The sequence below is a fragment of the Nonomuraea sp. NPDC050227 genome, from assembly GCF_044459705.1.
In the GTDB taxonomy this organism is placed as follows: domain Bacteria; phylum Actinomycetota; class Actinomycetes; order Streptosporangiales; family Streptosporangiaceae; genus Nonomuraea.
The window spans coordinates 266,888-279,805 of record NZ_JBITJF010000007.1 but is presented as its reverse complement, the minus strand read 5'-3'; the positions used below and the strand labels follow the sequence as shown (position 1 = coordinate 279,805).

At 75.0% G+C, this 12,918-nt stretch carries 9 protein-coding genes; 2 read left to right on the top strand and 7 right to left on the bottom strand.

Annotated features, from left to right (window positions below):
* Positions 1–845 precede the first annotated feature (845 nt).
* A complete protein-coding gene (locus ACIBK9_RS27845) occupies positions 846–1,436 on the bottom strand; it encodes a DUF4396 domain-containing protein (RefSeq protein WP_397161891.1) in 591 nt (196 codons plus the stop codon).
* A gap of 343 nt (positions 1,437–1,779) precedes the next feature.
* On the opposite strand from ACIBK9_RS27845, the gene ACIBK9_RS27840 reads away from it, so the two are divergent.
* Complete coding sequence (locus ACIBK9_RS27840; RefSeq protein WP_397161890.1) at positions 1,780–2,385, top strand: MarC family protein; 606 nt, start codon at positions 1,780–1,782, stop codon at positions 2,383–2,385.
* A 38-nt stretch (positions 2,386–2,423) separates the two neighbouring features.
* Here the strand turns inward: ACIBK9_RS27840 and ACIBK9_RS27835 are convergent, their stop codons facing one another.
* Genes ACIBK9_RS27835 through ACIBK9_RS27825 form a run of 3 tightly spaced genes read right to left on the bottom strand, consistent with a single transcriptional unit; the run spans position 2,424 to position 4,914 of the window.
* Positions 2,424–3,374 (bottom strand): M56 family metallopeptidase, encoded by a 951-nt coding sequence (locus ACIBK9_RS27835; RefSeq protein ID WP_397161889.1) that lies wholly within the window; start codon positions 3,372–3,374, stop codon positions 2,424–2,426.
* Positions 3,371–3,745, bottom strand: a complete 375-nt coding sequence (locus ACIBK9_RS27830) for a BlaI/MecI/CopY family transcriptional regulator (protein WP_357972372.1) — start codon at positions 3,743–3,745, stop codon at positions 3,371–3,373. The genes ACIBK9_RS27835 and ACIBK9_RS27830 overlap by 4 nt, the downstream gene beginning before the upstream one ends.
* A 26-nt stretch (positions 3,746–3,771) precedes the next feature.
* Positions 3,772–4,914 carry an NAD(P)/FAD-dependent oxidoreductase gene (locus ACIBK9_RS27825; RefSeq protein WP_397161888.1) on the bottom strand — a complete coding sequence of 381 codons (1,143 nt, stop codon included), beginning with the start codon at positions 4,912–4,914 and terminating at the stop codon, positions 3,772–3,774.
* Positions 4,915–5,064: 150 nt separating this feature from the next.
* Between ACIBK9_RS27825 and ACIBK9_RS27820 the strand changes: the two genes are divergently transcribed.
* Positions 5,065–5,274, top strand: coding sequence for a heavy-metal-associated domain-containing protein (locus ACIBK9_RS27820; RefSeq protein WP_358301112.1), 210 nt, complete (start codon positions 5,065–5,067; stop codon positions 5,272–5,274).
* Between the two features lie 154 nt (positions 5,275–5,428).
* Here ACIBK9_RS27820 and ACIBK9_RS27815 read toward each other — a convergent pair whose 3' ends face one another.
* From ACIBK9_RS27815 to ACIBK9_RS27805, 3 genes are read right to left on the bottom strand one after another with little or no spacing between them, the layout of a single operon-like run.
* Positions 5,429–8,185: a hypothetical protein gene (locus ACIBK9_RS27815; RefSeq protein ID WP_397161887.1), complete on the bottom strand. Its 2,757-nt coding sequence runs from the start codon at positions 8,183–8,185 to the stop codon at positions 5,429–5,431.
* The gene (locus ACIBK9_RS27810; RefSeq protein ID WP_397161886.1) at positions 8,182–11,328 is read right to left on the bottom strand and encodes a hypothetical protein; all 3,147 of its coding nucleotides are present in this window, start codon (positions 11,326–11,328) and stop codon (positions 8,182–8,184) included. The genes ACIBK9_RS27815 and ACIBK9_RS27810 overlap by 4 nt, the downstream gene beginning before the upstream one ends.
* The gene (locus ACIBK9_RS27805) at positions 11,325–12,653 is read right to left on the bottom strand and encodes an SWIM zinc finger family protein (RefSeq protein ID WP_397161885.1); all 1,329 of its coding nucleotides are present in this window, start codon (positions 12,651–12,653) and stop codon (positions 11,325–11,327) included. Before ACIBK9_RS27805 ends, ACIBK9_RS27810 begins: the two co-directional genes overlap by 4 nt.
* Positions 12,654–12,918: the final 265 nt, after the last annotated feature.

Here is a 12,918-nt window from a genome sequence, read left to right as displayed (position 1 = left end):
CGGGTCAGGCGGCGATATGCGGGATGGGTGGGGGGCTGGGGTATGGGGATGGGGCGCGCGGTATGCGGGGCGAGGGTATGCGCCACGCGTAAGAGGACTGGGTATGCGGGCCGGGCCGCGCCTCCATACCTCACCCCCGCAGCCCTATACCCCCTGCACTCCGGCTCCCGCACCCCGGCCGGCCCCCGCATCCCGGCCCCTGCACTCCGGCCCACAGGCCGCGGCCCCCGCATGCCGGGGTTATGCGGAGCGCGCCAGGGGCTGCGGAGGGCGGGGGTGGGGTATGCGGAACGGGTCAGCGGGCCGGGGTGTGCAGAGGAGGGAATGCGGAGCGCGTCAGGGGGCCGGGGTGTGCGGGGAGGGGGTATGCGGGGTGCGTCAGGGGGCCTGGGGTGTGCGGGCTTGGCGTGCCCGGGGTGGGTGGGTGTGCGGGTTGACGCGTCGCGGGAGGCGTCGCGTCGGGGGATCGCAGCGCGCTCTTGGCTCGACGTCGGGGGCGGCCCGTGGCGACGCCAGGAGATGCCCGCTCATGGCGGCGAGCCGAGGGACACGCCGAGGTGGCCGTGCCCTCCTGGCTCGGCGTTGGATGGGCCTGCGATGGCGTCAGGGAGGGGAATGCCCGGTCGTGGCGGTGAGCTGGGCGTCGTGTCGGGGTTGCCGCGATCTCCGGGTTCGGCGTCGGGGTCGGCCTGTGTGGGGGCCGGCCTGTGTGGGGGTCAGGAGGGCCGGTCATGGGGGCGGGGCGGGTGTCTGTGAGCGGGCCCGCCTCTCGTCCGGGATCCGTCGGCGATCGCGGACGGATCCCGGACGGGTCGGCTCGTGTCGTGCCTGGGGTGGTGTCCCTGTCAGTGGCCCTGGTGGCCGTGATGGCCATCGTGTCCCTGATGGCCCCCGTGGTCGTCGTGACCTTGGTGGCCGCCGTGGCCCTGGTGGTACTGGTGGATCACGGCGTGACCCTTGCCGCGGGAGATCAGCCACTTGTTCACCGGCGTCGTCAGCAGGAACGCCACCAGCAGCGACCCGGCCAGCGCCACCCAGAACAGCCAGTTGCCCAGCCCGGCGTCCATGGCGCCCGGCACGGTCACCATCACGGTGTTGTCCAGCACCTCCATCACCGCGATCGAGATGGTGTCGGCCGCCAGCGCCACCTTCAGCGCCGACTTGAAGTCCACCCCGGCACGCAGGACGCCGCGCATGGTCAGCGCGTAACCGAACACGAAGGCCAGCGCCACCGAGATGATCACGGTGGTGAGGTTGGACAGGCCGAGCGCGGTGCCGATCACCATGCCGAGCACTTCGCCGATCGCGCATCCGGTCAGGCAGTGCAGGGTCGCCTGGGCGGCCATGGCCCACGTGGCGGCGGGCGGAGCGGCGGGCGGAGCGGCGTGCTGGTGCTCCGACGAGGAGGAGGGAGAGTGATGTCCACTATGGTCCATGGTGATACTCCTTAGGTGGGGTGACCGATTTTAGGGGTATGGGGTATGCCGGTAAAGAGGGAGGTGAGCCTCCTGTCGGCGGCATGGGAGCGAAGAGGGAGGTCGGGGACCGGCTCGGCGCGGACGGCCAGCCTACTATCCTGAATAGTAGAACGGGCAGTCTGACGCCATCCGGACGCCTCGGGAATAGCCCGGCCGCCGCCCCCGTTCGGGCGGGCATGAACAGGCGGGAACACGGCGGCGCGGTGTGGCTGCGCCGGACCGTGCCCTGCCGCTCCACGGAGATCCGGCCCGGCCCCGCGCGCTGACCGCGGGGAACCCCTCCGTACCCGTGGAGCAGGTCATGTCGCTGTTCGTGCAGGCTTTCGTCACGCTGCTGGTCATCTTCGACCCGCTGGCGGCCATCCCGATCTTCCTCACCCTCACCAGGAGCCAGGACCCGGCGGGCCGCCGCCGTACGGCCAGGGTCTCCGTGCTGGTGGCGGCCGGCATCGTCGCCGTGTTCGCGGTGCTCGGCAACGGGCTGCTCGACGCGCTCGGCATCTCCTTGCAGGCGCTGCAGGTGGCCGGCGGCGTGCTGCTCGCGCTCATCGCGCTCGACCTGCTCAAGGCCGACTGCGCCCGCAACCGGGCGAACGCCGGGAGCGGAGCGGTGGCCTTCGTCCCGCTCGGCACGCCGCTGCTGGCCGGGCCGGGGGCCATCGCGGCGACGATGCTCTACATGGAGAAGGCGGCCACCGCCGCGGCCGTGACGGCGGTCGGCCTGGCGCTGGCCGCGGCGCTGCTCCTGACGTGGCTCACGCTGCGCTTCTCCTCCGTGATCGGGCGGCTGCTCAAGGACAACGGGCTCAACCTGGTCACCCGGGTGATGGGACTGCTGGCCGCGGCCATGGCGGTGCAACTGGTCGCGGCGGCCGTGCAGCACTGGACTCGCTGGGGCGTCGCCTGACCCCGTCCGGCCACCTGGCTACTAAGGGCAGTAGTACGTCAGAGCGACAGCAGCGAGTGGCAGTGGTGGGCCAGGAACGAGCCGACCCCCGGCGCCAGCGCCACCGTCGCCGGCCCGCCGAGCAGCGCGCTGACCGCCAGCAGCCCGGTCAGCCGTTCGCGGCGGCCGAGCGGTTGCTCGGGGCCGAGCAGCCGGCGTACGCGGCTGAGCGCCGTCTCCCCGCCCGCCCCGAGCGTGAACGCGGGCGCGCGCCCGGTGGCCAGGCTGACCAGCGCCGCGGCGATCTGGGCGCGCGGGTGGCGGCGGGCCGCGACGTCGTCGGCGAGCAGCTCGACCAGCCGCGCGATCTCCGTCCTGGCCCGCTCGAACAGCGGCACCCTGGGAAACGCCCGGACCAGGGCCTCGGCCCCGGCCAGCACCAGATGATGACGGCCGCGCAGGTGCGCCCGCTCGTGCGCCAGCACGGCGGCGATCTGCTCCGGCGTCAGGGCCCGCAGCGCGCTCGTGGTGATGACCGTCTGAGCGCGCCGGCCCGGCACGCAGTACGCCAGCCGCTCGTCGTAGTCGATCACCACCACGCCCAGCTCGGCGTCGCGCCGCCCGAGCAGCCGCAACATGGCGGCGTGCCGGCGACGTTCCACGGCGGCCCGCACCAGCACCGTCACGCCGCACCAGAGCACCCTGGACAGCACCGCGCCGGCCGCCAGCATGGCCGCGAACCCCACCCGGGACACGCTGGAGCCGTCGCCGAGCATGTCGGCGCACGCCTCGAACAACCCCGCCAGCCCGTGGCCCACGATCTCGGCCGGCACGGCGAAGGCCAGCGCGGCGAGCACGGCCGAGGCCACCACGGACGCCGCCCCTGCCTGCCACAGCGCGATGGCCAGCCGCGGCGCCCGGTCGGACCACTTGGCGGCCCGCTGCCCCAGCACGGGCAGCCAGACGGCCGCCGCCACCGTGTAACAGGCCAGGACGACGGCGGCGATCATGCGGGACGGCCCCGGTGCGGGTAGACCTGAAGGGCCGCCTCCAGCGCCGCGGCCTCCTCGGGGGTGAGCCGTTCGAGGAAGTGCACGAGGGTGGCGGCCTGGTTGCCGCTGCCCGCGAGCGCGCGGCGCATCAGGTCGGCGGTGTACGCCTCCTTGGAGGCGACCGGTTCGTAGACGTAGGCGCGGCCGACGGCCTCGCGCCGGAGCATGCCCTTGGTGTGCAGCTTGTCCATCACGGTCATCACCGTGGTGTAGGCGATGGTCCGCCGCTGCTTGAGGTCTTCGAAGACGTCGCGGACCGAGGCGGGACGCCGCCTGGCCCACATCCAGTCCATGATCGTGGATTCGAGCTCGCCAAGGCCACGCATCATGCCGGTCATGCTACCCGCGGTCGTAGTCAGATCGCCTCGCCCGCGGCGATGGACCGCTTGAGCCTGATCAGGTCCTTCGGCGCGTTGACGGCGACCGCGCCGACCAGCACGCCGTCGCGGGCGAAGGCCACGGCGAAGCGGTCCTCCTCCGGGTCGCCGGCGACGACGCGCGCCTCGTCGGCCAGGTGGGGCAGGCCGGCCGTCTGGATGCGGGCGCCGTGCACGTGGGTGGCGAAGTTGGGCACGTCCGCGAACGGCTGCGCCTCGTCGGGCCCGGCCAGCAGGTTGCGGGCGGCCACCGCGCCCTGCTCGTTGGCGTTGGACCAGTGCTCGACGCGGATCAGGGCGTCGCCGTACAGGCGGTGCGGCCAGCGGGCCACGTCGCCCGCCGCGACGACGTTCACCGAGCTGGTGGCGTACAGCGTCGGCTCGCACAGCACGCCGTCGTCCACGGCCAGGCCGCTGCCGTCCAGCCATTCGGTGTTGGGCGTCACGCCCATGCCGCCCACGACCAGGTCGGCGGACAGTACGCGGCCGTCGCCGAGCCGCACCTGGCCGCCGGTCACCTCGGTGACGCGGACACCGGTGACGAGTTCGACGCCGTTGCGCTCGTGGTGCCCGGCCAGCCAGCGCGCCGCCTGCGCGCCGAGGCCCGCGTGCATGGGGTGCGGGCCGGAGTCGACCAGGGTGACCTTGCGGCCGAGCTGCCTGGCCGTGGTCGCCACCTCGCCGCCGATGAACCCGCCGCCGATGACCAGCACGTGCTCGTGGCCGGTGTCCAGCTCGGCGCGCAGGGCCAGGGCGTCCTCAAGGGTGCGCAGGGTGTGCACGCCGTCGAGCCGCCTGGGACGGGCGCCGCTCGCGACGACCAGGCCGTCGTAGCCGAGCTCGGCGCCGTCGTCGAGGACGACCGTGCGGTTGGCGGCGTCCAGGCGCACCGCCTGCCTGCCGCGCAGCCAGTCGTCGCCGAGCTCTTCGGCGCCGGGGAGCGTGACGTCCTCGTCGCCGCGCAGGACGCTCTTGGACAGCGGCGGCCGGTTGTACGGCACGTGCGCCTCGGCGCCGACCAGCGTGAGCTCGCCGTCGAAGCCCTCCCGGCGCAGGGTCTGGACGGCACGCAGCCCCGCCAGTGAGGCGCCGATCACAACGATCTTGTCAAGGGTTCTCATGCGAGGCAACGATACCGGGTGGGGGTATAGGCGAGGCAATGTGACGCGCGTCTCACATACCCCTCCGCCGTATGGCTTGCCTTTACGCAAGATCGGGCGTACGTTCTCTTCCGACATACCCGGCCGGGGTATCACGGGAGGAGCGAGGCGATGAGCACGAAGACCTACACGGTGTCCGGAATGACCTGCGGCGGCTGCGCGGGCACCGTCAAGACCGAGATCGGCAAGGTCGCCGGGGTCTCCTCGGTCGACGTCGAGCTGGCCACGGGGCAGGTGACCGTCACCTCGACCGATGCCCTCGACGACACGAAGATCAGGGACGTCGTCGAAGAGGCGGGCTACGAGCTGGTGGCCGGCTGAGCCGTCGAGACCACCGAAGCGGCGCCGGGCCGACCCCGGCGCCGCTTCGGCATGCCCGGCGCTGACCCCAGCGCCGGTTCGGCTGGTCGGTGCTGATCCCGCCGCCGGTTCGGCCTGGTCGGCGGGAGCGGCGCCGGGCCGGTTCAGGGCCGGTTCATGGCTCCTGGGTCAGCGCCTGGTGCAGGCCACGGCACGCGCGGGTGAGCGCGGTCGAGCCGCGTCTGCCCGCGTGGGCGGCCACCTCCGGGATCTCGCCGCGCGCCCCGGCCCACATGGCGACGTCCGTGGCCAGCACGACGGCGTCGGTGTGCGCACGCCGGGCCCGCTCGCCCCCGCGCGGGAGGAAGACGGCCAGGAAGTGGCGCAGGATCGTCCACACCTCGGCGTGCGCGCCCTGCCGGGCGGCCAGTTCCAGTGACGGCAGGGCGAGGTCGGGCCGCACGCCGCCGCGGCGGCTCAGCATGCCCAGCGCACGGCCCGTCCCGGCGGCGGGCAGCGCGCCCTTGGCCGCCAGTTCGAGCAGCGGGGGCACCGCGTCGTCGCCTTCCGCGGTGAGCACGAAGGCCAGGACCAGGGCCGTGGCCGGACCGGACTCCCCGCCGGCCAGCGCCAGGCCGCGCAGGTCGTCGACGCCGGGCGGGACCGAGTAGTCGAGCAGGCAGAGCGCCAGATGGGCCGCCGCGAGCTCCCGGTGGTGCGGCGTCATGCGCGGCCAGAAGTCACGTGACCCGCGCCAGAAGCCTCTCCGGGAAGGCGCGGCCAGCAGGGCGTCGACGGCGGCGAGGCCGGTGGGCTCGGCGGGCGGCCAGCTCACGGCGGCGATCCCGCGCCGGTCGGGGACCTGCTCGTGGGGCGCCGAGCCGAGGCCGGGGGTCCAGGTCACCTCGACCCGCGGCGGCGGGGGCGCGCCGCGCCCGAGCCGGCGGGCCACCGCGGCGGCGGCCTCCGAGCCGATGCCCCGCGCCCGTTCGGCCAGGTCGGGGGCCGGATCGGGGGGCAGCCGCAGCAGGGCCTGCGCCAGGTCGAACGGCAGCGGTTCGCGGCCGGAGCGCGCGCACCCGGCCAGGCGGGTGAGCAGGGTCTCGGGGGCGAGGTGGCCGTCGGCGCGGGTGGGCGTGGCCAGCAGGACCGGGGGCAGGGCGCCGGCCTTCGCGGCGCGCAGCAGCTCGTCGAGGCGGGACAGCAGGAAGGCGTGGGGGCCGGCGCTTTCCTCCAGGCGGGGGAGGCGGTTCCACTCGGCGGGCGCCGGTCGGGCGCCGGGGTCGTAGAGATCGGTCTCGACGTCGTCCGTCCGCAGCAGCTGCTCCTGCACGTCGTCGGGCAGGTCGTGCAGCGGGAGCATCGTGCGCAGGCCGGGGAGCAGCCGGAAGGCCGTGGCCGCGAGGCTCACCATGCCGTCGTACAGGGCCTGCCCGACGTCGCCGGGCGTGCTCCGGTACGGCGGCCACTCCCGCGGCGGACGCGAGCCGGGCGGCCCCGGATCCTCGCCCGGGTTGACCAGCTCCCTGGCCAGCGCGGTGCACCAGTCGCGTGGCGACTCCCACACCGGCATGTCGTAGAGCACCGGCCTCAGCTCCTCGCCGAACCTCAGGGCCAGCGTCTCGCGCAGGGAGCCGGGGTTCGCGTGGGCCTCCCGCACGACCGCCGCCAGCCACGCCTCGACGGCGATCCAGCCTGCCTCCGCCGGCGGGCCGGCCTCCGGGCCGCGGACCGGGAACGGGCCGGGCACGGTGGCCTCGGGCAGCCGGCCAGGGGTGAAGTCGCCGGTCCGGCCCACGCCGAAGCGCTCGTGGAGCCGCCGGGCCGAGGCCGGGGGCAGCAGTCCGGCCCCCTCCAGGAGCGCTGTGGGGTCGGTGACGTGACCGGCGTGCTTGAGTGTGAGGGCGACCGCGCGGTCGCGCACCTCGTGGGAGGCGTGCCCGTACGCGTTGGTCAGCGCCCTGACGTGGTCGTTCACCCGTTCCGGGTGAGGGCCGAGGGCACGGTCGAGCCAGGTCAGGCCCTTCACCGCGAGCCCGGCCTCCGGGCGGAAGGTCATCGACTCGACGGCCTCGGCGACGTCCGCCGGGTCGAGCCGGGCCGCGCGCGCCTGCCGCCAGGCCAGCTCGGCCACCGGGCCCGGCGCGGTGGCCAGCAGCCGCAGGTAGTCGCGCAGCCGCCCGGCCGACTCCGCCGGAGTGGGCGCCACCAGCGTGTGCAGCCGGACGAAGAAGCGCAGGTCACGCGCGTCGCCGCCGAGCAGGAAACGGCGCACGCAGCCCGCGATGACCTGCTCGCGCGGCAGCGCGCGGCCGGTCAGGGCCAGCCAGTGGGACGGCTCGGGGGTGAGCTGCTCGTCGGCCAGCGCCCGGCCCGCGCCGGCCGCCTCGAAGATCCGCGGAAGCAGGTGGGGCGTCAGCGGGTCGTCGGCCACGGTCGCCGCCGACAACCAGGCCGCCACCAGCGGCTCGTGGTCGGGCGGGGGAACCGGGCCGTCGCGCAGCAGCGCCAGCACCAGCGGCACGACCCGGTCGTCGGGACGGCGGACGCGGCGCGCGAGCCGGACCGCCAGATCGGCCCGCCAGGCCGCCGGGCGGCCGGAGACCGCCCTGACCAGCCGGTGCGGGCTCGGCGCGCAGGACGTTCCCGGGTCGAGGTCGCGCTTCATCAGCCAGGTGGCCGCGCCGGCCGGGCCGGGAACGGTCGCCGCGCCCACCATCATCAGCGCCTCGGCGGGACTGGTGAGCTGGTCGAAGGCGTTCCAGCGGGCGGCCAGCAGTCGCGGGCGCAGCTCGGCGAGCAGGCCCGGCAGTTCGGCGGCGACGGCGGCCCGCTCGGCGCCGGTGAGGTCCGGCAACCGGGAGGCCAGCCGCTCGGTGTCGCGGGCGAGCACGAGGCGCCTGATCTCGGCGCGGACGTCGTCGGCGGTCATGACGTGGCTCCGGTGAGCTGGGCGTGCAGGCGGCGGCAGGCGTGGGCGAAGCGGGTCGTCCGGCGGCCGCCCGCGAACTCGGCGACGACCGGGATCTCCCCGCGCGCGCCGGTCCAGAGGGCCACGTCGGTGGCGAGGGCGACGAGCCGGGTGTGGCTCACGGTGACGCGCCGCCCCTCGCCGGGCGACATCACGGGCAGCAGGGCCCGCATGACGCGCCACACCTCGTGGTGGCCGCCGGCCTCGGCCAGCCGGGTCAGGGCCGCGATGGCGGGGGTGGTCTCCTGCCAGGTGCGGCGCAGCACCAGCGCGAGCTGACGGCCCATCTCCTCGGCGGGCAGTTCACCTCTGGCGGCCATGCGCAGGACCAGCGGGATCAGGTCGGGCACGCCGTCGGCCAGGAGGAAGGCGAGGATCAGCGCCGTGGACTCGCCCATCGGCCCCTGGGCGAGCTCCAGGCCGATGATCTCCGCCGGAGCGCGCCAGACGCCCCAGTGGCCCTGCAGCAGGTAGGGCAGGAAGTTGACGGCCACGACCTCGCGGTGGGAGGGCAGAACGGCGGGCCACGCCCCCAGAATGTGGCCGGACTCGCTGCCCGCCCGGTCGGACGGCTCCCGCAGCACCACCTCGTCGATCAGCCGATGGCCGGTCGGGGCCGTCACCCGCAGCACGGGCCGCAGCCTGACCTCGGTGAAGTGCTCCGGGTCGCCGTCGCCGAACTCGACCATGGACGCGTCGACCATGTGCCGCCACCCGTGGCCGCACTCGGGGTCGGCCATGCCGTCACCGGCGAGCCAGCGGGCGGCCGACCGCGCCGCCTCCGACTCGACCTTGGCGGCCCGCTCGGCCGCCGCCGGATGGCGGCCCCGCGGCAGCCGCAGCAGCGCCTGCGCCAGGTCGGCGGGGAGCGGTTCCACCCCGGCGGCGGCGCACGTCTCCAGCCGCCCGACCAGCACGTCGGGGTCGAGGTGGCCGCTCGTCCAGGTCGGGGTGGCCAGCAGCACCGGCGGGAGGGCGTCCTCGCGGAGGGCCGCGGCGAGCTCGGCGTAGCGGTGCAGCAGGAAGTCGTGGAGCGGGGCGACCCGACCGGTGCGGGGCAGGCGGTTGCGCCGCCGCCATTCGTCCTGCTCGGACAGCGCCTCGGGCAGGTACGAACGCCGCCGCGGCGGGACGAACACGACGGTCACCCGCGCGAGCGGCTCGTCCGTGCCCGGCGGGGGCACCGGTTCCCCCAGTCGCATCGCCGCGATCCGGGCGGGGTCCACGCCGAGCGCGGCCATCTCGTCGTAGGCGCGGTCGAGGAGGTGGTACGGCATGGCCTCCACGGAGTCGTCGTACCGGACGCCGGGCCTCTCGCGCACCGGGCGATCATCGGGTTCGTTCAGCCGGATCCGGCCACTGGCGAAGGGGATCTCCTGGTCGCCCTCGCGGACCACCGCCTTGGCGGGACCTTCGTCGCTGGTCCAGGTGATGGAGAAGGCCCGCAGTGGGGCGTCATCGTCGAGGAAGCGGCCGGGCCGGCGGCCGCCGCCCACCATGATCCGCCCGGTCGGCGGGTCCTGGCCGGGCTCCTGCGCGCGGGGGACGACGCGCACTCCCACGGAGTGGGCGGCGCGCTCCCAGAACCTCTCCGGCTGGATCGGCGGGAGCTCCGGCACGCTGCCGGGCGTGACGAGCTCCGCGGCCAGCGCCGCCCGCCATTCGCCGGGATCGAGGCACACGTCCTTGAGCCGCCGGCGGCCGTGTGCCTGCTCGACGTGTGCCTGCTCGACGTGGGGGGCGAGCCTGCGGCGCAGCTCCGCCCGGTCGTCGGCGACGCCGGTGACGAAGGCCGCCAGCCAGCGCTCCTCGTCGATCCAGGGCTCGTGCCCGCCGGGGAAGATCGACGGCTCGGGGAAGGGCAGCGCCTGCGCGGGCTCGGGCAGCGGCGGGAACTCCTTGGGCTCCAGCAGCTCCTCGACCGGGGTCTCCCCGCCGAACCGCCCGGCCAGCTTCGCGCCCAGGTCGGCGGGCAGGTCGCGGACGGCGTCGAGGATCGCCTCGGCGTGGCCGGTGAGCAGGCCGGCGTGTTTGAGGGTCAGCTCGACCGCGCGGTTGCGCACCTCGAAGGACGTGTGCGCGTACGCCGTGGTCAGCGCGGCGACGAAGTCGGCGGCGGTCTCCGGCGTGGCCCGGATCGCCTGGTCGAGCCAGCGCAGCCCGGTGGCGGCGAGCTTGGCCTCGGCCCGGAAGGTGAGCGCGTCGACCGCCTCGACCAGGTCGGCGTGGTCGAGCGGCATCGCGGCGCGCACCCGCGCGGCGGCCGACTCGGCGACCGTGCCCGGCGCGGACGGCAACAATCGCAGGTAGTCGCGCAGGCGGGCAGCCGACTCCGCGGGCGTGGGGTCGAGCAGCGTGTGCAGCCGGACGAAGAACCGCAGGTCCTGCTGCTCGCCGCCGCGCAGGAACCGGCTCACGCAACCGTCGAGGGCCTGCTCCCTGGGGATCTCGCGGGCGACGGCGGCCAGCCAGCGGGAGGGCCGGGGCTGCAGCGACTCCTCCCGCAGGACGCGGCCGGCGCCGTCGGCGTCGAAGACCCGGGGCAGCAGCACGGGGGCCAGCGGGTCGTCGGGCACGGTCGGCTGGAACAGCCAGGCGGCCACCAGCGGGTCGTGGTCGGGCGGCACCGCGCCGGACTGGCGCAGCAGCTCCAGGGCCAGCGGCGCGATGCGGTCGGCGGGACGGCGCACCCGCCGGGCCAGCCGGACCGCGACGTCCCGGCGCCATTCCGGCGGACGGGCGGCCGCCACCCGGCACACCTGGTCGACCCTGATGGCAGGCCCCCAGCGGCGGTTGACGTCGCGGCCGGTCATCCACGTCACCGCGGCGGCCGGGCCGGTGATGAGCCCGACGCCGGCCACCAGCAGCGCCCTGGCGATGCCGGTGAGCAGCTTCTCGACCTCCCAGGAGACCATCTCCCCGAAGTCGTCGGGGTGCTCGGCGCGCACCTGCTCGGTGCGGACCTGGCGCAGCTCCTTGACCAGGCCGGGCAGCTGCCCGGCCAGCTCGGCGCGCTCCTGCTCGGTGAGCGTGACCAGCCGGTCGGCCAGGCGGCCGGACTCGTTGCGGACGACGAGGTCGCGGACCTCCGTCCAGGTGGTCATCGGGAGACCTCCACGGCGGCGCGGGCGGCGATCCGGGCGGCCAGCACGTGCTTGCACGGGCCGCGGGAGCCGCGGTGGTCCCACCACCACTCGCAGGTGCAGGAGCCGTCGGCCAGCGAGACCTGACGCGTGCCGCCCGAGGTGCGGACGGTGGCCGACTCGCCGTCGAGCCGCACGGCGCCCGCCTCGACGAGCCTGCGCGCCTTGGCCAGCCGCGGGTTGAGCACGGTCACGTTGTCCTTGTCGTAGGGCAGCTCGCGGTGGAAGTGGGCGGCCTCGGCCAGGTCGTAGCCGACCCGGCCGGCGACGCCGAGCTGCGTCAGCGCGGCCCGCACCCGGTCGGCGGGGATGCCGGCGCGGTCGGCCAGCAGGCCGATCTCGACCTCGGGCTCGAAGTTGAGCAGCATGCCGACCACGTCGGCGTCGTTCTCGGCCTCGTCGGTGGCCAGGTCGTCGAGCACCGCGCCCTCGCCGGAGAAGCCGCGCCAGCGCTCGGGCGAGAGGGTGAGCGTGTAGCGCATGCCCGGCAGCTCCAGCTCCCAGGCGCTGGAGGCGGCGTCCGACGGGCCGTACACCCGCAGGGCCTTGGCGAAGCGGAGCAACGGCAGCAGGGTGGCGAGCCGGTTGGGGCCGGCGAGCTGGACGGATCCGGCGACCGGGTGATCGGAGACCTTCAGGTCGCGCCCCACCTGGGCCACCCACACCGTGCCCTTCCTGGGCAGCCCGCGCAGGAAGCGCACCGCCGCCATGCCGGCCAGCTCGCCGCGCTGGTCCATGCCCGAGGCGATGACCTGCACCTCGGCGAACCCGCGCAGCCAGCGCTCGGGCAGCGGCACCTTCTTCTCCACCACCGCGCCGTCCGTCGTGGTCACGACCAGCTCGTCGAGGCCCACTCCCAGGTGCAGCGGGTCGCGCGCGCCGATGCGCGCCAGCGCCTCCCGCAGCGGGGCGTTCACGTCGACGTTGGTGGTGCCCCGGTCGAAGACCTCGCCGTCGAGCGCGCCCTGCAGCAGGTCGAGCCGGGCGTACACGCCGCCGCAGGCGGAGAACGACTCGAAGCGCAGGCGGTCGCCGTTGCACGTCACCACCGGGTCGCGCACCCAGCCGGGTCGCTCCTGCGGCTGGTGGTAGCGGGCCAGCGCCACGTCGGCGACGCCGAGCAGGGCCGCCGCGGCGGGGGCGGCCTGGGTCACCACGCCGCTGAAGAAGCGGGGGGCCACGGCGGGGCCGGACAGGGCACGGCCGCCGGAGGTCGCGAGCCCGAGGCGACCGTCGATGAGCGAGGAGGGCGCGGCGTACGTGTACGCCTGCGTCGCTGAAGTCATGGCCGGGACGATAGATCGCGCCACCGACAAGATCTCCGTGCCGCCTTCCGCCGGTTTTGAGGCCAGATCATCTTTGATTCCGGATGCTCTACTCATTTCGGACAAGCCGGTTTATGCTCTGGGCATCCTGAAGTGGATCACCCCCCTGGGAGGCGCCCATGAAGAAGATGACCATCCGCCGCAAGAGCACGCAGCGCCTGATGGCCGGGGCCCGCCGGCTCTGGATCGAGTGGTGCTGGTAGGTGCCGAGACGGCGGGCGCTCTC

Bases quoted from the DNA above. Each gene is read 5' to 3' on its own strand.
- ACIBK9_RS27815 (WP_397161887.1), bottom strand. From the start codon at position 8,185: ATGACCGCCGACGACGTCCGCGCCGAGATCAGGCGCCTCGTGCTCGCC.
- ACIBK9_RS27840 (WP_397161890.1), top strand. From the start codon at position 1,780: ATGTCGCTGTTCGTGCAGGCTTTCGTCACGCTGCTGGTCATCTTCGAC.
- ACIBK9_RS27825 (WP_397161888.1), bottom strand. From the start codon at position 4,914: ATGAGAACCCTTGACAAGATCGTTGTGATCGGCGCCTCACTGGCGGGG.
- ACIBK9_RS27830 (WP_357972372.1), bottom strand. From the start codon at position 3,745: ATGATGCGTGGCCTTGGCGAGCTCGAATCCACGATCATGGACTGGATG.
- ACIBK9_RS27835 (WP_397161889.1), bottom strand. From the start codon at position 3,374: ATGATCGCCGCCGTCGTCCTGGCCTGTTACACGGTGGCGGCGGCCGTC.
- ACIBK9_RS27820 (WP_358301112.1), top strand. From the start codon at position 5,065: ATGAGCACGAAGACCTACACGGTGTCCGGAATGACCTGCGGCGGCTGC.
- ACIBK9_RS27810 (WP_397161886.1), bottom strand. From the start codon at position 11,328: ATGACCACCTGGACGGAGGTCCGCGACCTCGTCGTCCGCAACGAGTCC.
- ACIBK9_RS27845 (WP_397161891.1), bottom strand. From the start codon at position 1,436: ATGGACCATAGTGGACATCACTCTCCCTCCTCCTCGTCGGAGCACCAG.
- ACIBK9_RS27805 (WP_397161885.1), bottom strand. From the start codon at position 12,653: ATGACTTCAGCGACGCAGGCGTACACGTACGCCGCGCCCTCCTCGCTC.